The 21,914-nt window shown below is 69.9% G+C and carries 17 protein-coding genes and 1 tRNA gene; 13 read left to right on the top strand and 5 right to left on the bottom strand.

What is annotated here, in order from left to right:
* Positions 1-118 precede the first annotated feature (118 nt).
* On the bottom strand, positions 119-2,362 hold the full coding sequence (locus AB0A61_RS09220) for a hypothetical protein (RefSeq protein WP_361288590.1): 2,244 nt from the start codon (positions 2,360-2,362) through the stop codon (positions 119-121).
* A gap of 384 nt (positions 2,363-2,746) precedes the next feature.
* Between AB0A61_RS09220 and AB0A61_RS09225 the strand changes: the two genes are divergently transcribed.
* The 6 genes from AB0A61_RS09225 (at position 2,747) to AB0A61_RS09250 (ending at position 9,937) form a co-directional block, all read left to right on the top strand.
* Positions 2,747-3,799, top strand: coding sequence for an ABC transporter substrate-binding protein (locus AB0A61_RS09225; RefSeq protein ID WP_361288593.1), 1,053 nt, complete (start codon positions 2,747-2,749; stop codon positions 3,797-3,799).
* Positions 3,800-3,939: 140 nt separating this feature from the next.
* Positions 3,940-4,803 carry a siderophore-interacting protein gene (locus tag AB0A61_RS09230; protein ID WP_361288596.1) on the top strand — a complete coding sequence of 288 codons (864 nt, stop codon included), beginning with the start codon at positions 3,940-3,942 and terminating at the stop codon, positions 4,801-4,803.
* Between the two features lie 77 nt (positions 4,804-4,880).
* A complete protein-coding gene (gene desA / locus AB0A61_RS09235) occupies positions 4,881-6,347 on the top strand; it encodes a lysine decarboxylase DesA (RefSeq protein WP_361288599.1) in 1,467 nt (488 codons plus the stop codon).
* Positions 6,331-7,623: a lysine N(6)-hydroxylase/L-ornithine N(5)-oxygenase family protein gene (locus AB0A61_RS09240; RefSeq protein ID WP_361288602.1), complete on the top strand. Its 1,293-nt coding sequence runs from the start codon at positions 6,331-6,333 to the stop codon at positions 7,621-7,623. Before desA ends, AB0A61_RS09240 begins: the two co-directional genes overlap by 17 nt.
* Positions 7,620-8,168 (top strand): GNAT family N-acetyltransferase, encoded by a 549-nt coding sequence (locus AB0A61_RS09245; RefSeq protein WP_361288605.1) that lies wholly within the window; start codon positions 7,620-7,622, stop codon positions 8,166-8,168. Before AB0A61_RS09240 ends, AB0A61_RS09245 begins: the two co-directional genes overlap by 4 nt.
* Positions 8,165-9,937 carry an IucA/IucC family siderophore biosynthesis protein gene (locus AB0A61_RS09250; protein ID WP_361288608.1) on the top strand — a complete coding sequence of 591 codons (1,773 nt, stop codon included), beginning with the start codon at positions 8,165-8,167 and terminating at the stop codon, positions 9,935-9,937. Before AB0A61_RS09245 ends, AB0A61_RS09250 begins: the two co-directional genes overlap by 4 nt.
* 246 nt (positions 9,938-10,183) lie before the next feature.
* On the opposite strand, the gene AB0A61_RS09255 is transcribed toward AB0A61_RS09250, so the two are convergent.
* Complete coding sequence (locus AB0A61_RS09255) at positions 10,184-11,761, bottom strand: beta-N-acetylhexosaminidase (RefSeq protein ID WP_361288610.1); 1,578 nt, start codon at positions 11,759-11,761, stop codon at positions 10,184-10,186.
* Between the two features lie 127 nt (positions 11,762-11,888).
* On the opposite strand from AB0A61_RS09255, the gene AB0A61_RS09260 reads away from it, so the two are divergent.
* Positions 11,889-12,773, top strand: a complete 885-nt coding sequence (locus AB0A61_RS09260) for a DUF4429 domain-containing protein (RefSeq protein WP_361288613.1) — start codon at positions 11,889-11,891, stop codon at positions 12,771-12,773.
* Positions 12,774-12,861: 88 nt separating this feature from the next.
* Here AB0A61_RS09260 and AB0A61_RS09265 read toward each other — a convergent pair whose 3' ends face one another.
* Positions 12,862-14,442, bottom strand: coding sequence for a metallophosphoesterase family protein (locus AB0A61_RS09265; RefSeq protein WP_361288616.1), 1,581 nt, complete (start codon positions 14,440-14,442; stop codon positions 12,862-12,864).
* Between the two features lie 165 nt (positions 14,443-14,607).
* Here AB0A61_RS09265 and AB0A61_RS09270 point away from each other — a divergent pair, with 165 nt between their 5' ends.
* Complete coding sequence (locus AB0A61_RS09270; RefSeq protein WP_361288619.1) at positions 14,608-14,865, top strand: hypothetical protein; 258 nt, start codon at positions 14,608-14,610, stop codon at positions 14,863-14,865.
* Between the two features lie 14 nt (positions 14,866-14,879).
* Entirely contained in the window at positions 14,880-16,697 is a 1,818-nt protein-coding gene (gene glmS, locus AB0A61_RS09275) for a glutamine--fructose-6-phosphate transaminase (isomerizing) (protein ID WP_361288622.1), read from the top strand.
* A 176-nt stretch (positions 16,698-16,873) separates the two neighbouring features.
* Here glmS and AB0A61_RS09280 read toward each other — a convergent pair whose 3' ends face one another.
* Positions 16,874-17,437: a GPR1/FUN34/YaaH family transporter gene (locus AB0A61_RS09280; RefSeq protein WP_361288625.1), complete on the bottom strand. Its 564-nt coding sequence runs from the start codon at positions 17,435-17,437 to the stop codon at positions 16,874-16,876.
* 162 nt (positions 17,438-17,599) lie between these two features.
* A complete protein-coding gene (locus AB0A61_RS09285; RefSeq protein WP_361288628.1) occupies positions 17,600-18,127 on the bottom strand; it encodes a universal stress protein in 528 nt (175 codons plus the stop codon).
* A 357-nt stretch (positions 18,128-18,484) separates the two neighbouring features.
* Between AB0A61_RS09285 and AB0A61_RS09290 the strand changes: the two genes are divergently transcribed.
* The 4 genes from AB0A61_RS09290 (at position 18,485) to AB0A61_RS09305 (ending at position 21,891) form a co-directional block, all read left to right on the top strand.
* A complete protein-coding gene (locus tag AB0A61_RS09290) occupies positions 18,485-18,814 on the top strand; it encodes a hypothetical protein (protein WP_361288631.1) in 330 nt (109 codons plus the stop codon).
* A 378-nt stretch (positions 18,815-19,192) separates the two neighbouring features.
* Positions 19,193-20,425: a helix-turn-helix domain-containing protein gene (locus AB0A61_RS09295; RefSeq protein ID WP_361288634.1), complete on the top strand. Its 1,233-nt coding sequence runs from the start codon at positions 19,193-19,195 to the stop codon at positions 20,423-20,425.
* 670 nt (positions 20,426-21,095) lie between these two features.
* Complete coding sequence (orn, locus tag AB0A61_RS09300; RefSeq protein ID WP_361288637.1) at positions 21,096-21,698, top strand: oligoribonuclease; 603 nt, start codon at positions 21,096-21,098, stop codon at positions 21,696-21,698.
* Positions 21,699-21,815: 117 nt separating this feature from the next.
* Positions 21,816-21,891: transfer RNA gene (locus AB0A61_RS09305), tRNA-His, on the top strand.
* Positions 21,892-21,914: the final 23 nt, after the last annotated feature.

Consider the following 21,914-nt stretch of genomic DNA (forward strand, 5'->3'; position numbering starts at 1 on the left):
CGCGAAGAAACGGAAAACGCGTGTTCTCCGGCGGCATCGCCGCCGGAGAACACGCGTGTGACTGACTGTGATCACACCTGGACCGGACTACTGCCACGCGCGACCACTCGCCGTGGGGTTACTTTCGGTTGTGTCGTTTGCCCACGATGACGAGTCGGCCGTTGGCCGTTGCGGGTTGATGGGCCTGGTCTCCGTCGTAGGTGACGGTGTATCCGTTGTTGCTGAGGATCGCCCTCGCGCCGTCCTTGGGCTTGCAGGTCGCCCGCCCCTTGGCGTCGGTGGTGACGGTGCACAGCACCGTCGTGCCCGCGGTGAACGTGACGCGCTGCCCCGCAAGCCGCCGTCCGGTGTCGAGGTCGGTCAGCGTCGCGGTGGGATACGGACGTACCAGCAGAGGGTACGGGTACTTCTTCACGAAGGCCGGAGTGGCCGTCAGCAGCGTGCGATGGGCTGTCGGTGCGGTGACGGTGAGGGCGAAGTCGGTGCTGTGAGTCGCCGAGGCACCGGTACCGGTGAGGGTGATCGTGTACGTCCCCGCAGGGGTGCTCGCGGACGTGGACACCGACATCGTCGACGACCCGCCCGAGGTCACCGGGTTCGGGCTGAAGCTCACCGACGCCCCGGCAGGCAGACCTGAGGCCGAGAGACTGACGGACTCCGGGAAGCCCGACGTCACCGCGGTGGAGACCGTGGTGGTGGCCGTCGTACCCGCCGCCACCGTCGCCGAGGCCGGGTTCACCGACAGGGAGAAGTCGTTGACGCAGCCGGGCAGGACGAGGGAGGCGATCCGGGTGTGCCAGTTGAAGGTGCCGTTGGCGGGCTGGTACTGGTTCGTGTACCACAGCGTGCAGTCGTCCGACGGGTCGACCGCCATGGACGTGTAGTCGCCCCAGCGCAACGAGCCGGTCTGCGAGCCCGCGCCGGTCAGTACGGTGGTCTCGCCGAGCGGCAGGGTGCCCAGTGGATCCCCGGCCTGACGACCGGTGAACCGGATCGAGGGACTGGTGGTGCCGGACGACTGCGAGTACCCGAGCGCCATGTTGCCCACCCGGTCCTGGGCGGCGGAGCCCATCCACCGGTAGGTGGCGTCCGGGGCGTAGGTCCCCTGCTGGTAGACGGTCGGATTGCCGCCGGCCAGCCGCAGTTCGTACCAGCGCACCCCCGAGGAAGTGCCCGCCGTGACCGAGTGGTTGACCACCAGGGACTCGTGGTCGCCGAAGTTGCGGTAGGCGAGGCGGTACATCAGCCGGTCGGAGAGCGAGTCCAGTTGCTGGTTGGTGCCGCCCTGCGGCACGCACACCAGTCCGGGGTCGCTGCTGCAGGCGACGGTGTAGGGGGACACGGCCAGGGTCGCGGGGCCGGTGAAGGTGGAGTTTCCGGGGTTGGCCCAGTCGACGTGGAACTTCCAGTAGGCCAGTGTGCTGTTGCTGTCCAGGCCCACCACCACGTTCGGTGCGCCTGCGGGAGGCGGAGTGGAGCCGTCCAGGTCCGCGCCGAGAATGCCGCCATGGTCCGCGTCGGTGTCGAAGCACTGCTGAGTGGCCGCCGCCCCGGTCAGCATCTGCGCGCGGTCCAGGGCGCACACCTTGGCGCCCAGGAAGACGGTCTTCGCGGCGTTGAACATGTTGTAGGTGACGTAATAGGCGTCGGGCCACACCGAGAGCTTCGGGTAGTCGTTGAAGTCCGTGTAGCTGAAGGCGTACCGGTTGTAGGTGCCGGTCGCGTTCGCGCTCGTGGAGAGGGCCACGCACTCGTAGAACGGACCCGTCGTCGAGTCGGCGTTGGCGAACTGGGTGATGACCCAGCGACTGGCCAGGGTGTCCCAGCGCACGACCGCGTCACCGTCGTTGGTCGTCTCGCAGGGGCCGCCGAACCCCGCCCAGACCGTGTTGGTGCTGGTCGGCGGCATGACGGTGGCGCCGGTCTTGGAGAACACCGCGAAGGCGGTGTTGACCGTTTCCACGATCTGGGTGGTGCCGACCGAGGCGTTCGGGTCCGGCGGGACGAACTGCACGTTGTAGTTGTTCGATCCGATGCCGTCGAAGCTGGTGATGGCGGGAACCGCTGCCGCGCGGGCCCCGCGCCTCTTCTGTACGACGCGATCGGTCACCTTGGCCGCCGACGGGTGCGGCACCTCCAGGGCGGGATGCGAGCGCTGCTTGCCCACCGGGGTCGCGCGCAGGGTGCGCAGGGGTGGTGAGGTGTCGTGATGTGCCGCGGGACCCGAGTCGTCGGAGGGCCGCACGGCGGCGCGGGCGACGGCCGGCGTCACGGTCGCGGCCTGGGCCGCCGGAGCGACGGACAGGCCGGTGGCGACCAGCACGGCGGCGAGCAGGGCCGGGAGTTGGCCGAGTCTTCGCAATGGATCTCCTCAAAGGTGAATGAGCCACCCACAGCAACCCGTCCCGAAGACCGAACCGGTTGACGGGTCGGCAGGCTGCTGATCGCGGAGGGACGGGCCCACCGGTCGGACGCCGTCCGGGGATCCCACGGAACTGTGCTGTCCGTGCAATCCGTGACGGCAGATCACCTCATATCGGATACGGCGGCCGAAGTTCGCGTTGACCACGGTGTTCGGCAGGCCCGTATCACCCGCTCGGTCCCCTCCGCCCGGCCCCTCGGCGGTCAGCGGGGCCCTCCTCCCCGCCGCACCGCGCTCCACCCCTGGACAGACAGTAAGGTTAGGCTAACCTACCTCTGAATTGGTTCGGCGGACGCTCCGCCCCGTTCGAAGGCAGCCACACTCATGCCCAACACCCGTGCCCTCGCTGTCACTCGTCGCGGCATCCTCGCCGCCGGCGGCGCCCTAGGCCTCGGTGCCGTACTCGCGGCCTGCGGGGACGGCGACGGCAAAGCCGGCGGCACGGGCGGCAGCGGGGCGACGGACGCCAAGTCCGGCCCCTGGTCCTTCAAGGACGACCGCCGGCGGACGGCCGAGGCCGGCAAGGTCCCGGCGAACATCGTGGCGTTCGTCGGTGCCGCCGCCGCGCTGCACGACTACGGCATCCAGGCCAAGGCCGTCTTCGGCCCCACGAGGACCAAGGACGGCAAGGCCGATGTGCAGGCCGGGGACATGGACGTCAGCAAGGTGACCGTCCTCGGCAACGAGTGGGGCCAGTTCAACATCGAGAAGTACGCGGCCCTCGCTCCGGATGTGCTCGTCTCGACGATGTTCGACAAGGCCGGCACCCTCTGGTACGTCCCGGAGGAGTCGAAGAGGAAGATCCTCGCCGTCGGCGCCCCGACCGTCGGGATCTCCGTCTACGACCGCCAGTTGACCGAGCCGCTGCGGCGCATGCTCGACCTCGCGAAGTCGCTCGGCGCCGATGTCACCACCGACAAGGTCAAGCAGGCCAAGAAGCGCTTCGAGGACGCGTCCGCCCGGCTGCGCGCCGCCGCCAGGGCCAAGCCGCACATCAAGGTGATGGCCGCTTCCGCGAGCCAGGACCTGTTCTACGTCTCCGGCACCAACCTCTCGGTCGACCTGGAGTACTTCAAGGCCCTCGGGGTGAACTTCGTCGAGCCCCCCGAGCAGGCCAAGGCCAAGGGCGGCGGCTGGTACGAGTCCCTGAGCTGGGAGAACGTCGACAAGTACCCGGCGGACATCATCATGATGGACAACCGCACCTCGGCCATCCAGCCGGCCGACATCACCCAGGGCACCTGGAAGAAGCTGCCCGCGGTCAGGGCCGGGCAGGTCGTCGCACGCAATCCGGAGCCGATTCTGTCGTACGACAAGTGCGTGCCCCTGGTCGAGGACCTCGCCGATGCCATCGAAAAGGCGAGGAAGCTCAGCTGACGCGCGCCCGAGGAAGGGGCGTCGAGCGCTTGGGGCGGCCGACGTCGTCCGTGGCCGGTCGCGCAGTTCCCCACGCCCCTTCAGGTCGGCCGCCCGCAGGCCCGTCCCCGTATGACTCAGGAGCCCTGAAAGGAGCCCTGGTGACCACCGCCGTAGCCGCCCCCTTCCGTTTCTTCTCCCTGCAGGTCGTACGGACGAGGCGGCTCGGTCCGTCTCTCGTCCGGGTCACCTTCGCGGGGCCCGACCTGCGCTTCTTCCACTCCGACGGACGTGATCAGTCCCTGTCGCTGTTCCTGCCGCCCCCCGGCCGGCCCGAGCCCGTCGTCCCGTTGGAGCTCGGCGACGGATGGTGGCAGGCGTGGCGCGAACTCCCGGACGACGTACGGGCGGTGATGCGCTCGTACACCCTTCGGGCGCTCAGGCGCGACCCCGGCGAGATCGACATCGACTTCGCCCTGCACGGGGTCGGGCCGGCGGCCACGACCCCGGCCGGGCCCGCCTCCCGCTGGGCCGCGCGCGCCACGCCCGGAGCCCGTGTCCTGCTGCTCGGCCCGGCCGTCGCGGACAACCGGGCGATCCGTTTCCGCCCGCCCGAGGACAGCGACCTGGTGGTGATGTGGGGCGACGAGACCGCCGTACCCGCCGCGACCGCGGTTCTGGAGTCGCTGCCGGCCGGCACCCGGGTGCGCGCCTGGCTGGAGGTGGGGCACGCCGGGGACATCCAGGACGTGGTGACCGAGGCCGACGCCGAGGTCACCTGGCTCGTCCGCGACCCCGGCCGCACGGCGGGATCCCCCATGGCCCTCAGCCCGCTGCGTGACACCCGGCTGCCTCCCGCCGAGCGCCCGTACGTCTGGCTGGCGGGCGAGTCGGGATGCGTGAAGGCCCTGCGGCGGCACTTCGTGGGTGAGCGCGGGATCGACCGTCGGAGGGTCACCTTCGTCGGCTACTGGCGGCACGGCCTGAGCGAGGAGCAGCTGCGCACCGAGGGTGACTTAGGTTAGGCTAACCTAAGTTGATGTCGCTGCGACTCCGCCCTTCATTCGCCCCGCACGGACCGTCCCCACCGGAGGACCCCCACATGCGCTCGCACCTGCTCAATGACCTCACCGCGGAGCACTACCGCCGCTCGGTGACCGAAGGAGTCGAGCGGGTGGCCGCCCAACTCACCGCCATGGACCGTCCGTTCAGCGGTGTCTCCGCCGACGCCCTCGCGCCCCGCATCGAGCGGATCGACCTGGACCGGCCGCTGCACGACACCTCGGCGGCCCTCGAGGAGCTGGAGGAGGTCTACCTGAGGGACGCGGTCTACTTCCACCACCCCCGCTACCTCGCCCACCTCAACTGCCCCGTGGTGATCCCGGCGGTGCTCGGCGAGGCCGTCCTCTCCGCCGTCAACTCCTCCCTCGACACCTGGGACCAGTCGGCCGGCGGCACCCTCATCGAGCGCAGGCTCATCGACTGGACGGCCGCCCGCATCGGTCTCGGTCCGGCCGCCGACGGCGTGTTCACCTCCGGCGGCACCCAGTCCAACCTCCAGGCGCTGCTGCTCGCCCGCGAGGAGTCGAAGCCGGGGCGGGCCGGATGGGAAGCGTCGGACGCCCACGCCAGGCTGCGGATCTTCGTCTCCGAGGCCGGCCACTTCAGCGTCCGCAAGTCGGCGAAACTGCTCGGCCTGAGTCCCGAGTCGGTGGTGCCGGTCCCGGTCGACCACGACAAGCGCATGCAGACGGTGGCGCTCGCCCACGAGCTGGAGCGCTGCCGGGCGGCCGGTCTGGTCCCCATGGCCGTGGTCGCCACCGCCGGCACCACCGACTTCGGCTCCATCGACCCGCTGCCCGAGATCGCCGAGCTGTGCGAGCGGTTCGGGACCTGGCTGCACGTGGACGCGGCCTACGGCTGCGGCCTGCTGGTCTCCCCCACCCGGCGCCACCTGCTCACCGGCATCGAACGCGCCGACTCGGTCACCGTCGACTACCACAAGTCCTTCTTCCAGCCCGTCAGTTCGTCGGCCGTGCTGGTCCGGGACGCCTCGACCCTGCGCCACGCCACCTACCACGCGGACTACCTCAACCCCCGCCGCATGGTGACCGAGCGCATCCCCAACCAGGTCGACAAGTCGCTGCAGACCACACGCCGCTTCGACGCCCTCAAGCTGTGGATGACGCTGCGGGTGATGGGCGCCGACGGCATCGGCCACCTCTTCGACGAGGTGTGCGACCTGGCGCGGCAGGGCTGGGGACTGCTCGCCGCCGACCCGCGCTTCGACGTCGTCGTCGCACCGGCCCTGTCCACCCTGGTCTTCCGCTGCATCCCGGCGGCCGTCACCGACCCGGCCGGGATCGACCGCGCCAACCTCTACGCCCGCAAGGCGCTGCTCGCCTCCGGAGACGCGGTCGTGGCGGGCACGAAGGTCGGCGGCCGCCACTACCTGAAGTTCACCCTGCTCAACCCCGAGACCACGACGGACGACCTGACCGCCGTCCTCGACCTGATCGCCGGCCATGCCGAGCAGTACCTGGGAGAGTCCCTTGACCGTGCCTGCTGAATCCGCCGAAGTCTCCGGCGCTCCCTACGACTTCGTAGGGATCGGCCTCGGCCCCTTCAACCTCGGCCTCGCCTGCCTGACCGAGCCGATCGGCGAACTGAGCGGCGTCTTCCTGGAGGCCAAGCCGGACTTCGAGTGGCACTCGGGGATGTTCCTCGACGGCGCCCACCTGCAGACCCCGTTCATGTCGGACCTGGTCACCCTGGCCGACCCGACCTCCCCGTACTCCTTCCTCAACTACCTGAAGGAGCGCGGCCGGCTGTACTCGTTCTACATCCGCGAGAACTTCTACCCGCTCCGGGTCGAGTACGACGACTACTGCCGGTGGGCCGCGGCCCAACTGGGCAGCATCCGCTTTGGCACGACGGTGACCGAGGTGACGTACGACGAAGGAGCCGAGCTCTACGTCGTGCACACGCACACCGGCGCCACCTACCGCGCCCGCCACCTGGTGCTCGGCACCGGCACCCCGCCCCACGTCCCGGGGGCCTGCCGCGACCTGCCCGGCGGCTTCCTGCACAACTCCCGCTATCGGGAGCACAAGGCGGAACTCCAGCGCAAGAAGTCGATCACCCTGGTCGGCAGCGGCCAGTCCGCCGCCGAGATCTACCACGACCTGCTCACCGGGATCGACGTCCACGGCTACCGGCTGAACTGGGTGACCCGCTCCCCGCGCTTCTTCCCGCTGGAGTACACCAAGCTGACGCTGGAGATGACGTCCCCGGAGTACATCGACTACTACCACGCGCTGCCGGAGCAGACCCGCTATCGCCTCACCGCCGCGCAGAAGGGCCTGTTCAAGGGCATCGACGGCGACCTGATCGACGCGATCTTCGACCTGCTCTACCAGAAGAGCCTCGGCGGCCCGGTCCCCACGCGCCTGCTCACCAACTCCGAGCTGACCGGGGCACGGTACGACGACGGCACGTACACCCTGACCTTCCGGCAGCAGGAGCAGGAGAAGGACTTCGAGCTGCGCTCCGAGGGCCTGGTCCTGGCCACCGGCTACCGCTACACCGAACCGGAGTTCCTCGGTCCCGTCCACGACCGCCTGCGCCGGGACTCCCGGGGCAACCTCGACGTCGCCCGCAACTACGCCGTCGACGTCACCGGCCGGCGCGTCTTCCTGCAGAACGCCGGCGTCCACACCCACAGCGTCACCAGCCCCGACCTGGGCATGGGCCCCTACCGCAACAGCTACATCATCCGCGAGCTGCTCGGCAGGGAGTACTACCCGGTCGAGAAGACGATCGCCTTCCAGGAGTTCGCCGTATGAGCACCACCGAGACGCGAATCGGCACCTTCGCCTTCCGTCCCCTCGACCCGGTCGGGGACGCCGGGCTGCTGCACGCCTGGGTCACCCACCCCAAGGCCGCCTTCTGGATGATGCAGGACGCCCGGCTCGAGGACGTCGAGCGGGCGTACCTGGAGATCGTCGCGGACGAGCACCATCACGCGCTGCTCGGGCTGCACGACGGCGAACCCGCGTTCCTGATGGAGAAGTACGACCCCGCCCACCGGGAACTGGTCGGGCTGTACGAGGCCGAGCCGGGTGACGTCGGCATGCACTTCCTGGTCGGGCCGGCCGACCGGCCCGTGCACGGGTTCACACGGGCCGTCATCACCGCTGTCATGCGGCACCTCTTCGACGACCCCGCAACCGCCCGGGTCGTCGTCGAGCCGGACGTGCGCAACACGGCGGTGCACGCCCTGAACGAAGCCGTCGGGTTCGTCCCCGCACGGGAGATCCACAAGCCGGAGAAGAAGGCGTTGCTGAGCTTCTGCACACGCGCGCGGTTCGAGAAGGCGGTGGCTGCATGATCCACGCCGACGCCGTGGCCCACCTGTCCCCCGAGCGCTGGGAGCAGGCCAATCGCCTCCTCGTGCGCAAGGCGCTCGCCGAGTTCGCACACGAGCGGCTGATCAGGCCCGAGCCGGAGGACGGCGGCCGCTACGCCGTCCGCGGCGACGACGGCCGCACCGTGTACCGCTTCGCCGCCGGCCGCCGCGCCCTGGACCACTGGCAGGTGGAACCGGAGTCCATATCCCGGCACCGGGACGGCACCGAACTGCCGCTCGCCGCACTGGACTTCTTCGTCGAGCTGCGCGGCACGCTGGGACTGAGCGACGAGATCCTGCCCGTCTACCTGGAGGAGATCTCCTCCACCCTCTCCAGCACCTGCTACAAGCTCGCCAAGCCGCAGCTCACCTCGGCCGAGCTCGCGCGCAGCGGTTTCCAGGCCATCGAGACCGGGATGACCGAGGGCCACCCCTGCTTCGTCGCCAACAACGGGCGCCTGGGCTTCGGCGTGCACGAGTACCTGTCCTACGCGCCGGAGACCGCGAGCCCGGTACGGCTGGTGTGGCTGGCCGCGCACCGCTCGCGGGCGGCCTTCACGGCGGGCGCCGGGATCGAGTACGAGGCGTTCGTGCGGGACGAACTGGGCGCGGCCACCGTCGAGCGCTTCCACCGGCAGCTCACCGGCCAGGGCCTGGATCCGGCCGACTACCTCCTCATACCCGTCCACCCCTGGCAGTGGTGGAACAAGCTGACCGTCACCTTCGCGGCCGAAGTCGCCCAGCGGCGCCTGGTCTGCCTGGGCGAGGGCGACGACGAGTACCTGGCCCAGCAGTCCGTCCGGACCTTCTTCAACACCTCCCACCCGCACAAGCACTACGTCAAGACGGCCCTGTCCGTCCTCAACATGGGCTTCATGCGCGGGTTGTCGGCCGCCTACATGGAGGCGACCCCGGCCATCAACGACTGGCTGGCCCGGCTCGTCGACAACGACCCGGTGCTGAAGGCCACGGGCCTGTCGGTCATCCGGGAGCGGGCCGCGGTCGGCTACCGGCACACCGAGTACGAGGCGGCCACGGACCGCCACTCGCCGTACCGCAAGATGCTGGCCGCGCTGTGGCGGGAGAGCCCGGTGCCCTCGCTCCAGGAGGGCGAGTCACTGGCCACCATGGCCTCGCTCCTCCATGTGGACCACGCGGGCGCGTCCTTCGCCGGGGCCCTGATCGAGCGGTCCGGGCTCGCCCCGAAGGAGTGGCTGCGCCGCTATCTGCGGGCCTACTTCACGCCTCTCCTGCACAGCTTCTACGCCTACGACCTGGTCTTCATGCCGCACGGCGAGAACGTCGTGCTGGTGCTGAGGGACGGTGTCGTGCAGCGCGCGGTCTACAAGGACATCGCCGAGGAGATCGCGGTGCTGGACCCCGACGCCGCGCTCCCGCCCGAGGTACGGCGGATCCGGGTGGAGGTGCCGGAGGACAAGAAGCTCCTGTCCGTCTTCACCGACGTGTTCGACTGCTTCTTCCGCTTCCTGTCGGCCCAGCTCGCCTCGGAGAAGGTCCTGCCGGAGGACGACTTCTGGCGTACGGTCGCCGAGGTGGTGCGGGACTACCAGGAGTCGGCACCGGAACTGGCCGACCGGTTCCGCCGGTACGACATGTTCGCGCCCGAGTTCGCCCTGTCCTGCCTCAACCGGCTCCAGCTGCGCGACAACAGGCAGATGGTCGACCTGGCCGACCCGTCCGGCGCACTGCAGCTGGCCGGGAACCTGAAGAACCCCATCGCGGGGCGCTAGGGGGTGTCGTTTGGATCACCGCGGGTCCGCGACGCCTGGCACGGCACCTCGCCGCGTTGTCGCATCACCCGAGTACGCCCGGTACGCGGGTCATGCTCCGCCTTGCGATGCACCGCACCATGCGCGCCGCGGCCTGATCCGCGCTGATCCAAACGACACCCCCTAGACGCCGGCACAGACGGACGGGCACCCCGGAGTACGGTCCTCCCGGGTGCCCGTCAGCGTGTGCGGGGCACTGTGTGCGGGTCAGCGTGTGCTGCTCGGCCAGGGCACCTGCGGCGACCGGTAGTAGCCGATGCCCAGCGCGTCCCAGCGCGGTGCCTGTGCCGCCAGGCGGACCTTGTAGGTGTCCCAGTCGTGCGTGGCCGCGGGGGACCAGCCGAGTTCGGCCGCGCCCGGCAGTCTCGGGAAGGCCATGTAGTCGATGTGGGCGGAGGTGGAGAGGGTCTCCGACCACAGCGGGGCCTCGACGCCCCGGACGGCCGACGCGGGCGCGCCCGGGAGGTAGGCGCCCGGGTTCCAGTCGTAGGCCCTGCGCACCTCGACGTAGCCCGCCCAGGAGAGTCCCAGCGGGGTGTCCTTGGTGTACTTCATGTCGAGGTAGATCCGGTCCGCCGGGGACAGGATCAGCCCGGTGCCGTTCTGCGCCGCCTTGGCGACCTGCGCCTTCTCGGCCGCGCTGGTGGAGTCCAGGCCCCAGTACTGGGCGAGGGCGCCCTTGGCCGGGGTGGCACTGGTCAGCTGGTGCCAGCCGATCACCGTCTTGCCGTACTTGGCGACGATCGGCTGTACGCGGTCCATGAACTTCACGTAGTCGTCGTGGCTGGTGGAGTGCGCCTCGTCGCCGCCGATGTGGAGGTAGCGGCCGGGGGTGAGGGCCGCCAGTTCCCGTACGACGTCGTCCAGGAAGCGGTACGTGACCTCCTTGGGCACGCACAGCGAGCTGAAGCCGACGTTGGTGCCCGTGTAGAGCGGGGGCGCGACACCGTTGCAGTTCAGCTCGGCGTAGGAGGCGAGGGCCGCGTTGGTGTGGCCGGGCATGTCCACCTCGGGCACGACCTCCAGATAGCGGGAGGCGGCGTAGCGGACGATCTCCTGGTAGTCGGCCTTGGTGTAGTAGCCGCCCTTGCCGCCGCCGACCTGGGTCGAGCCGCCGTAGGTCGCCAGGCGCGGCCAGGAGTCCACGGCGATGCGCCAGCCCTGGTCGTCACTGAGGTGCAGGTGCAGCTCGTTGATCTTGTAGAGGGCGAGTTCGTCGATGTAGCGCTTGACCTGCGCGACGGTGAAGAAGTGACGGGCGACGTCGAGCATCGCCCCCCGGTAGGCGTAGCGGGGGCTGTCCTGGATGGTGCCGGCCGCGACGAGCCACGGGCCGGGCTGCACGGTGTCCTTCTCGACGGTGGCCGGCAGCAGCTGGCGCAGTGTCTGCACGCCGTGGAAGAGGCCGGCCGGCTCCCGGGCGGTGATCGTCACCCCATTGCTTCCGCTGTCGAGGCGGTAGCCCTCGGCGCCGTAGGCGCCCTTGGTCAGGCGCAGTTGGATGCCGGCCTGGCCGTGCGTGGTCAGGGGCAGGCGGTAACCGGTCGAAGGACGGAGGATGCCCGCCAGATACTCGCCGATCCGCACCGCGGCACGGGAGTCGTCGACGCGGATGCGGGTGTCGCGGGTGAGGTGGTACGGGGCTCCGCCCGCCCGCACCGAGGCGGGGGCCGGGACGACCTGGCCCAGCGGTGCCGCGGCCCGCGCTTGTCCGGCGGGTGCGGCGCCGCCGGCGAAGACCCCGGCCGCCGCCACGAGCAGCAACGAACCCAGGGCGCGGGTCACACGGGTAGTAGGGGGAGTCGTTCTGTGGTGCCGTCTCACATGGGCTCCCTTCACGCGACTCGGGGGCTCGATGAGCCCCCGACGGGTGTAGACCACTGTCTCGCACATGCGGTGAAACAATCCCCCCATGGCGGAAATCATCCAGAAGGACGGCACGTGGGCATTCGATGGCGACGCCGTGCGGCTGACCCCGGGACGGGACAAGAACGTCAGTCTCTTCCGCAGGACCCTGGGTGAACTCGTCGTTCCGCTGGGGGCGCTGGCGGGCGTCTCGTTCGAGCAGGGCAGGAAGGCGGGGCGGCTCCGGCTGCGGCTGCGGGAGGGCGCCGACCCGATGCTGCACGCCACCGGCGGGCGGCTGACCGAGCTCAACGATCCCTATCAGCTGCTCGTCGACTCCGACCGCTACGGCGTCGCCGAGTACTTCGTGGACGAGGTCCGCAACGCCCTGCTGCTGGACGGGGTGTCGGCCGATCCGGTGACGGAGTATCTGCTGCCCGGACCGGCCGTGCCGCTGTCGGTGTCCGCCGGGGACGGCACGGTGAGCTTCGACGGCGAGCTGGTCCGCCTGGAGTGGAACTGGAAGACGGAGGACGCCAAGGCCGCCGCCGGCCCCCGCACTCTCACCCTCGCCGACATCGTCTCGGTCGAGTGGCTGCCGGCGGCCGGGCTGGAGAACGGCTGTCTGCGCTTCACCGTGCGCGACGCGCCCACCAAGGCCCCGCCGAAGCTCGACCCGAACGCCGTCGACCTGTGGGGCTTCAAGAAGGACCCGCTGATGGCGCTTGTCGCGGCGGCCGTGCAGGCACGGCTGCCGCATCCGTCGGCGGCCGCCGAGGACGCCCCACGGACCGTGCGGCCCGAGCCCGCCGAGCAGCCCGCGCCGGGCGGGGAGGACGACCACGACGCGCTGTTGCGGCGGCTGCGCGAGCTCGGGGAGCTGCACCGCACGGGGGTGCTGACGGACGAGGAGTTCACCATGGCCAAGCAGGCGGTCCTCAAGCGCATGTAGGCAGGCAGGGGCCCCCGACCCGCGTGCGCGGATGAGGACCGTCTGCGTGCCGTGAGCGCCGTGCCCGGTCCTCCGGGCGGCGCCGCGGTTACTTCGCCCGGCGGGCCACCGTGAAGTGGTCGATCCGGTCGCCGGTCTCGGCGATGCCCTGGACCTTCAGGGTGGTGTAGCGGCCCTTCGGCGCGGGCGTGACGTCCACGCGCAGGAAGGAGTAGTTGAGGTAGCGCACGCGCGACCAGGTGACGGTCTCGTTCTGCTTGCCGTCCTTGAGGTTGATGAACGAGGCCACCGAGTCGACCTCGTGCTCGTGACCCTCGTAGGAGTCCGGGGCGCTGAAGGCGTACAGGCTGCGGCCGGCCGCGCCCGCCGTCACGTAGACCACGCCCTCGGTCTCCGAGTACGCCGTACCGCCGATCGGCAGCTTCTTGGTGACCTCGTTGCCCTTGATGACGTCCGTGCGCTCGTACTGGTGGTTGTGGCCGTTGATGACGAGGTCGACCTGGTACTTGTCGAACAGCGGCACCCACTCCTGTCGCACGCCCCCCTCCGAGGCGTGCGCGGTGGAGGTGCAGTAGGCGCAGTGGTGGAAGAAGACGATGATGAAGTCGACGTCCTTCGAGGCGCGGAACTTCTTCAGCTGGGCCTCGAACCACTTGGTCTGGGTGCCACCGGAGATTCCGAGGTTGGCCGGGATCTCGAAGGAGACGTCGTTGGGGTCCAGCGAGATGACCGCCGTGTTGCCGTAGACGAAGGAGTAGACGCCCGGGAGGTTCTTCTGGTCCGGGCCGTTGTCCGGGAGCGTCCAGCGGGCTTCCTCGCCGCCGTAGCCGTTGGGCGAGTACCAGGCCTCCATGTCGTGGTTGCCGTAACTGACCATCCACGGGATCTGCTTGGCGACCGACTCGGTCTGGTACAGGAACTGGTCCCAGGTGCGCGAGTCGAAGCCGGTGTCGGTGGTCTTGCCCGCACCGGACGGGTCGCCGTAGGCGATGTCGCCGGCGTGCAGGTGGAAGGCCGGGTTCTGGCCGAGGATCAGGCTGTCGTTGGCCAGGGCGTGGTAACTGACGCCCTGGTCGCCGAAGGCCGTGAAGGTGAACGGTTCCTTGTGCGAGGGAGCGGTGGTGAAGGTGCCCAGGGTGCCGAGCAGGTGTCGCTCGGCCGGGTCGAAGCCCTGGTGGCCGACGCCGTAGTAGTACGTCCTGCCGGGGCGCAGGTTGGTGAGCTTGGCGTGCAGGTAGTACTGCGTGTGGTCGCCGCCGGCACCGACGCCGGCCGGGGTGTGGAGGGTGCGGACCTCGGCGGGGATCCTGCGGGACAGGTCGCAGGGGTGGGCGCCGATGCGGATGAACGGCTTCTGCACGGCGACCGGGACCTGCCAGGAGACCGTGATCTCGGTGCGGGGGTCGTTGCCGAAGGCGAGGTGACGGCCGAAGGGCGCGACGAGCGCGCCGTCGACCGTCTCGGCGGCGGAGGCGGTGCGCTGGGTGGGGACCGCGGCCCGGGCGGTCGCGGCCTGGGCGGTGGCACCCGGCACGAATGCGCCACCCGCGACGGCGCCCAGCGTGACCGCGCCGCCTCTGATCATCGTGCGCCGCGAGAATCTCGCCCGCAGGTACTCGTGCTGCTCGGCCGTGCTCATGCGCTCGGCGAGCTTCTCAGGTACTCCCATGCGTGGAATGTCCATGGCGACTGAAAGTGCTCCACATCTGCAACGAGACGCAAGACACACGATGGACAGCTTGGAAACAGCGGTTCATAACAAGACGAACAGCAATCTGCCCGAAATCGGGCAGGCTCCTTGCGAAAGTCTCGGCGGTACTCCAGGATCTACCGGGTGCACGACGAACTCCTTGATCATTTGGCGCGCTCCACGTCCCTGACCCGGGGCGAGGCGCTGCGTGTGATCCAGGACGTGCTCGCCTACTTCGACGAGACGACCGAGGAGTACGTCCGTCGCCGCCACCGCGAGCTCCAGGCCCAGGGCCTGGTGAACGCGACGATCTTCGAACGGATCGAGGCGGACCTGAAATACCGCGCGGTGGCGCCGCCGGAGCTCTCCCTCCGGCAGCTGCGACGCATCGTCTACGGCTGAGGGAATACGTATATATGTGTGGAATCGTCGGATACATCGGGAAGCGTGACGTCGCCCCGCTGCTCCTGGAGGGCCTGCAGCGCCTCGAGTACCGCGGCTACGACTCCGCGGGCATCGTGGTCACCTCGCCCAAGACGGCCGGCCTGAAGATGGTCAAGGCCCAGGGCCGGGTCCGCGACCTGGAGGCGAAGGTCCCGGCGCGGTTCAAGGGCACCACCGGCATCGCGCATACCCGCTGGGCCACCCACGGCGCCCCCTCCGACGTGAACGCCCACCCGCACATGTCGGCCGACAACAAGGTCGCCGTCGTGCACAACGGCATCATCGACAACGCCTCCGACCTGCGCCGCAAGCTGGAGGCCGACGGCGTCGAGTTCCTCTCCGAGACGGACACCGAGGTCCTCACCCACCTCATCGCCCGCTCCCCGGCCGAGAAGCTGGAGGAGAAGGTCCGCGCCGCCCTGCGCCTGGTCGAGGGCACCTACGGCATCGCGGTCATGCACGCCGACTTCTCCGACCGCATCGTGGTGGCCCGCAACGGCTCCCCGGTCGTCCTCGGCATCGGCGAGAAGGAGATGTTCGTCGCCTCGGACATCGCCGCGCTGGTCACCCACACCCGCCAGATAGTCACCCTCGACGACGGCGAGATGGCCACCCTCAAGGCCGACGACTTCCGCACGTACACCACCGAGGGCACCCGCACCACCGCCGAGCCGACCACCGTCGAGTGGGAGGCCGCCTCCTACGACATGGGCGGCCACGACACCTACATGCACAAGGAGATCCACGAGCAGGCCGACGCCGTGGACCGTGTGCTGCGCGGCCGCATCGACGACCGGTTCGCCACCGTGCACCTCGGCGGCATCAACCTCGACGCCCGCGAGGCCCGCGCGGTGCGCCGGGTGAAGATCCTCGGCTGCGGCACCTCGTACCACGCGGGCATGATCGGCGCCCAGATGATCGAGGAGCTGGCCCGCATCCCCGCCGACGCCGAGCCCGCCTCCGAGTTCCGCTACCGCAACGCGGTCGTGGACCCCGACACCCTGTACATCGCGGTCTCGCAGTCCGGTGAGACGTACGACGTGCTGGCGGCCGTCCAGGAGCTCAAGCGCAAGGGCGCCCGGGTGCTGGGCGTCGTCAACGTCGTCGGCTCGGCGATCGCCCGTGAGGCGGACGGCGGCATCTACGTGCACGCCGGTCCCGAGGTGTGCGTGGTGTCGACCAAGTGCTTCACGAACACCACCGTCGCCTTCGCGCTCCTCGCGCTGCACCTCGGCCGCATCCGCGACCTGTCGGTCCGCGACGGCAAGCGGATCATCGACGGTCTGCGCAAGCTGCCGGAGCAGATCTCCGAGATCATGAAGCAGGAGGAGGAGATCAAGAAGCTGGCCGAGAGCTACGCCGACGCCCGCTCGATGCTCTTCATCGGCCGGGTCCGGGGCTACCCGGTGGCCCGCGAGGCCTCCCTGAAGCTCAAGGAGGTCTCGTACATCCACGCCGAGGCCTACCCGGCCTCCGAGCTCAAGCACGGTCCGCTGGCCCTGATCGAGCCCGCCCTGCCGACGGTCGCGATCGTGCCGGACGACGACCTGCTGGAGAAGAACCGGGCGGCCATGGAGGAGATCAAGGCCCGCAGCGGCAAGATCCTCGCCGTCGCCCACCAGGAGCAGGAGAAGGCCGACCAGACCATCGTGGTGCCGAAGAACGAGGACGAGCTGGACCCGATCCTCATGGGCATCCCCCTGCAACTCCTCGCCTACCACACGGCGTTGGCGCTGGGCCGGGACATCGACAAGCCGCGCAACCTCGCCAAGTCGGTGACGGTGGAGTAAACGCTCCGGCTCAGGCCGGACAAGCCGAGGCCCGACAAGCCGAGGCCCGACATGAGAACGGACCCCCACGTGTTGCCACCAGACACGCGGGGGTCCGTTCCATCGCCGGGTTCGCCCTCCCCCGAGTTCTCGACTTCGCTCGAACAGGGGGCCCCGTCCCCGGCGTCGGCTGCCGTTCAGCCGGTGGCCGTCACCCCCCGGCCGGCAGCGCGTCGCGGAAATGCCGTGGGCCAGTGGGCCAGAGCCGCGGTCGCCGCGTACCAGGCCACCGCTCCCGCCGCCACGGCGAACCAGCCGCCCACCTTGGCGAGGCTGCCGTTGTCGGCGAAGCGCGCGACGGCGAGCAGGAGCAGCGAGACGAAGAACAGCCCGTAGGTGCCCTGGCCGAGCACGTCGCCGCCCGCGAGGGTCAACGTGAGGGCGACGAGGGCGAACAGGAGCAGGAAGAGTCCCGCGCCGTTGCCGGAGATCTGGTTGCCGGCCGAGACGGCCCAGGTGAACCACAGGGCGCCGAGTGCGGAGAAGGCCGTACCGGTCACGGTGTCGCGGTCGCGCAGGGCGAGCAGTCCGGCGACGAACAGCGCGACGCCGCCCACGTAGTGAGCGAGTGTCACGGCGTCGTCCGCCGTGACGCCGTCGATGATCCTGGTGTACCCGAGGCCGAAGGCCAACAGCGTGACACCGAGGGCGAGTCGGCCGACGATGGTGGTGGTGCTTCCCGCGGAGACGTCGTTGTCCACGGCGGGCTCCCTTCATGCATGTGCAGTTGTGCGGTGACCGATATATGCCCTTCACAAGGGCACAAACACCTCTACGCGCGGGTAGGTTCAGACGGTCACGGAAGCCGGAGCGGAAGTCGGAACGGCGTTCCCACGGCTCATCCCGCCTGGGACAACGGCGAGTTACGGAATGACGACGACGGGGCGCTGCGCGCGCTTGGCGAGTCGTCCGGCGACGGAGCCGAAGATCCGGCCGACGATACCGTGCGTGGAGCCGACGACGATCGCGTCCGCCTCGTACTCCTTGCCGACCTCTTCGAGCTCGTGGCAGATGTCGCCGCCCCGCTCGACCAGGATCCAGGGCACCTCGGCGAGGTAGTCCGCACAGGCCAGTTCGAGCCCGAGGACCTCGGTGCGGTGGTCGGGCACGTCCACGAAGACCGGGGGCTCACATCCCGCCCACACCGTGGTGGGCAGCCGGTTGGCGACATGCACGATGATCAGCCCCGAGCCGGAGCGCTGGGCCATGCCGATCGCATAGGCGAGGGCGCGCTCGCTGGAGGTCGATCCGTCGAAGCCGACGACGACGCCGTGCTTGAACGCCGGATCGCAGGAGGGGCGTGGCTCTTCCGCCGCCAGGGGATCGGCCGCCGTGGGATCGGCAACCGGCCGCTTGCGGTCCGCGGGTTCGAAGAATTCGTGACCGGCCATGGCTGTCTCGGCGATGTGATCCTTTATCGGGGACGACAGTGTGCGGCGGAGCTGTGTCCGGGAAGGGTCTTCCCGTCCCCATACCCCCAAGGGTACGGCGGCACGCCTCCTTAGCCCAGATCCCGCCCACGCTCCTCGGCGGTTCCCCGGAGCATGCACGAGCGGCGCACGTAACGCAATGGTTGCTGCCCCGTACAGGCGGTTTGCAACAGGATTCACTTGCCGGGCCGGATGATCGCGCCCCCCTGGCGCCGCCCCCTTTCCCCGGTGCCGCGGGAAAGGCCGTCCGGCGCGCACAGTGACCGAGTGATCGAACACGCGTTGAACCCGTTGAACCGCCGCCGTAGGGAGCACGCCGTGTCCGGACCCCGCACAGATCAGCGACGCCCCTCGCCGCCCCCCGCGACCGACACCGCGAGCGACGTGGTGCGCTGGGCTGCCTTCAGTTGCACCCTCGTCCCCGTGGTCCTGCTCTGGTACGGCAGCTCGCTCGCCGGCGCGACGGGCGCGGCCCTGGGCCTCGCCGCCGTCACCGCGGTCTGCCGGATCCTGCTGCGCCAGTCCGAACGCGGGGCGGCCCGGCTGCTCGCCGAGGAACGGGCCCCGCACCGTGGCCGTCATCACAGGACCGGCACGGGTGCACACAGAGGCGGACGTCACTCGGGAGCGACGACACCGGTCGACTGACCGGTTTCCGCGCACGCGCCCGTATCTTTTCAGCCAACTTCTCGAACCTGTGCATTCCCGGGCCGAAGCACCCTTCGCCCCCCGTTTGACCTGCACGGAAAGGGCCCCGAGGGGCCTGCGCACCCTACGGGGATTGGCCACTGCGACAAGGCGCACTTCCCTGCACGCCCCACGAGTGCAACGCTTCGTGATCGAATGCTTCACGCCAAGTTGCCATGTCGACAATGCACCGGGTGCCGAACTGGTCATCCGGGCACGGCGGGACACAGTAGATTCGATCTTGACTGTCGTACGGCGGGGGACTCGTGCAGGACCAAGGGGAAACGTGCAGGAGCGACACAATCGAGGAGCCGCGACCAACGAGGGGGGCTTAGCAGTATGAGCCACGACTCCACTGCCGCGCCGGAAGCCGCGGCCCGGAAACTTTCCGGGCGACGTCGCAAGGAGATCGTTGCGGTGCTGCTGTTCAGCGGCGGCCCCATCTTTGAAAGTTCCATTCCGCTTTCGGTGTTCGGGATTGACCGCCAGGACGCCGGAGTGCCGCGCTACCGACTACTGGTGTGCGCCGGCGAGGAAGGCCCGCTGCGGACCACAGGGGGCCTGGAACTCACCGCACCACATGGCCTGGAAGCGATCTCACGCGCGGGCACGGTCGTCGTACCGGCCTGGCGTTCGATCACTTCTCCGCCACCGGAAGAAGCGCTCGACGCACTGCGCCGGGCGCACGAGGAGGGTGCCCGCATCGTCGGGTTGTGCACCGGCGCCTTCGTGCTCGCGGCGGCGGGCCTGCTGGACGGACGTCCCGCCACCACGCACTGGATGTACGCGCCGACGCTGGCCAAGCGCTATCCGTCGGTGCACGTGGATCCAAGAGAGCTGTTCGTGGACGACGGGGACGTGCTGACGTCGGCCGGTACGGCCGCCGGGATCGACCTGTGCCTGCACATCGTGCGGACGGACCACGGCAACGAGGCGGCCGGCGCGCTCGCCCGGCGCCTCGTCGTGCCGCCGCGCCGCAGCGGAGGTCAGGAACGCTATCTCGACAGGTCTTTACCCGAAGAGATCGGCGCCGACCCGCTGGCCGAGGTCGTCGCCTGGGCGCTGGAGCACCTCCACGAGCAGTTCGACGTGGAGACGCTGGCGGCGCGGGCGTACATGAGCAGGCGTACGTTCGACCGCCGCTTCCGCTCGCTCACGGGGAGCGCGCCGCTGCAGTGGCTGATCACCCAGCGGGTGCTGCAGGCGCAGCGCCTCCTGGAGACATCGGACTACTCGGTGGACGAGGTCGCCGGGCGCTGCGGCTTCCGCTCGCCGGTGGCCCTGCGCGGGCACTTCCGCCGGCAGCTGGGCTCGTCCCCGGCCGCGTACCGGGCGGCGTACCGGGCGCGCAGGCCGCAGAGCGAGAGGCCGGGGGACGGCGACGGGCCGGTGGCGGGGATCGGGGGCTCGGCCGGATCCGCCGGTACGGCGCCCTCCACGGGGCCGCTCGGCATGCCGAGCCAGACGGCCCATACGCCGTCACTGCACCCCGAGGGGCCGCTGCCGCACCAGACGCGACGCACCCCGGCAGCCCTGTCGGCAAGCCTCCCGGGCCCACGCACCGGAAGCTGACGCCCGAGAGCGGACGGGCACTCCCTCGCCCACCCACCCGACTCGACGGTGGGTGGGCAACCCACCCCCGCGGCATCGCCCACCCACCCGACTCGACGGTGGGTGGGCAACCCACCCCCGCGCCATCGCCCACCCACCCGACTCGACGGTGGGTGGGCAACCCACCCCCGCGCCATCGCCCACCCACCCGACTCGGTCGGAGGAGGACCACCCCGCCCTGGGCTCCGTCCGGGCCCCGGCGGGGACACCGTCCCCCGCGTCCCTGGGAAACTCCGGCCGCGGCACCTCCGGGGACACCGTCCCCCAGACTCTGGCGGACACCAGCCCTCCCGCCGCGTGGCTCGGCCCCGCAGCCCGGCGCATTGCCCACCCACGAAACGACATCCGCGACGTCCGGAAGACCGAAGACCTCAGCGGTGCCGGGGACGGAGTTCTCGCCAGGGTGCGGGGTGGAGCCCCAAGGCGACGGGAGCCGACATCCGCCGGGGCCCGGGAAGTCCCCGTCGGGGGCCGGGGCGGAGCCCCGGGGCGGGGGCCATTTCTCCGACCGAGTCGGGTGGGTGGGTGAGTGGGCGATGCCCCCGGAGATGATCAGCCCGCCGCCCTTCGGCGGTGATCATCCCGTGCACGGCCGGCCCGCGGAGCGGCAACGCGCCGTAAGGTTAGACACATGAACGACCGCATGGTGTGGATCGACTGCGAGATGACCGGCCTCTCGCTGTCCGACGACGCTCTCATCGAGGTGGCCGCCCTCGTCACCGACTCCGAGCTGAACGTACTCGGCGAGGGCATCGACATCGTCGTCCGGCCGCCGGACTCGGCACTGGAGACGATGCCGGAGGTGGTGCGCCAGATGCACACCGCGTCCGGCCTGCTCGCCGAACTGTCCGGCGGCACGACGCTGAAGGACGCCGAGGAGCAGGTCCTCGCCTACGTACGGGAGTACGTCAAGGAACCCGGCAAGGCGCCCCTGTGCGGAAACTCCGTCGGCACGGACCGCGGCTTCCTGCTGCGTGACATGCCGGCGCTGGAGAGCTACCTCCACTACCGGATCGTGGACGTCTCCTCCATCAAGGAACTGGCCAGGCGCTGGTACCCCCGGGCGTACTTCAACAGCCCGGAGAAGAACGGCAACCACCGCGCCCTCGCCGACATCCGCGAGTCCATCGCCGAGCTGCGCTACTACCGCGAGGCCATCTTCGTCCCGCAGCCCGGCCCCGACTCCGACACCGCCAGAGCGATCGCCGCGAAGCACGTTCTGCCTGCGCAGTAGGCGTTCCGGAGCCCCGCAAAGGGGCGCCGCGAAAGCCTGGCGCGAGCACCCCTTCGGACCCTGTACACTTTTTCTCGGCCGGTCGGGGAAACCACGGAAGTCCAACCGCCGGTCATGGTGGGTGTAGCTCAGCTGGTAGAGCACCTGGTTGTGGTCCAGGATGTCGCGGGTTCGAGTCCCGTCACTCACCCCACGTAACAGGCCCATTACCTGCGG

The sequence above is a fragment of the Streptomyces sp. NPDC046197 genome (assembly GCF_040646295.1).
Classification (GTDB): domain Bacteria; phylum Actinomycetota; class Actinomycetes; order Streptomycetales; family Streptomycetaceae; genus Streptomyces.

Excerpts from the sequence above, each read along its gene's own strand:
- AB0A61_RS09225 (WP_361288593.1), top strand. The coding sequence starts at position 2,747 with ATGCCCAACACCCGTGCCCTCGCTGTCACTCGTCGCGGCATCCTCGCC.
- desA (WP_361288599.1), top strand. The coding sequence starts at position 4,881 with ATGCGCTCGCACCTGCTCAATGACCTCACCGCGGAGCACTACCGCCGC.
- AB0A61_RS09245 (WP_361288605.1), top strand. The coding sequence starts at position 7,620 with ATGAGCACCACCGAGACGCGAATCGGCACCTTCGCCTTCCGTCCCCTC.
- AB0A61_RS09250 (WP_361288608.1), top strand. The coding sequence starts at position 8,165 with ATGATCCACGCCGACGCCGTGGCCCACCTGTCCCCCGAGCGCTGGGAG.
- AB0A61_RS09260 (WP_361288613.1), top strand. The coding sequence starts at position 11,889 with ATGGCGGAAATCATCCAGAAGGACGGCACGTGGGCATTCGATGGCGAC.
- AB0A61_RS09265 (WP_361288616.1), bottom strand. The coding sequence starts at position 14,442 with ATGGGAGTACCTGAGAAGCTCGCCGAGCGCATGAGCACGGCCGAGCAG.
- glmS (WP_361288622.1), top strand. The coding sequence starts at position 14,880 with ATGTGTGGAATCGTCGGATACATCGGGAAGCGTGACGTCGCCCCGCTG.
- AB0A61_RS09285 (WP_361288628.1), bottom strand. The coding sequence starts at position 18,127 with ATGGCCGGTCACGAATTCTTCGAACCCGCGGACCGCAAGCGGCCGGTT.
- AB0A61_RS09295 (WP_361288634.1), top strand. The coding sequence starts at position 19,193 with ATGAGCCACGACTCCACTGCCGCGCCGGAAGCCGCGGCCCGGAAACTT.
- orn (WP_361288637.1), top strand. The coding sequence starts at position 21,096 with ATGAACGACCGCATGGTGTGGATCGACTGCGAGATGACCGGCCTCTCG.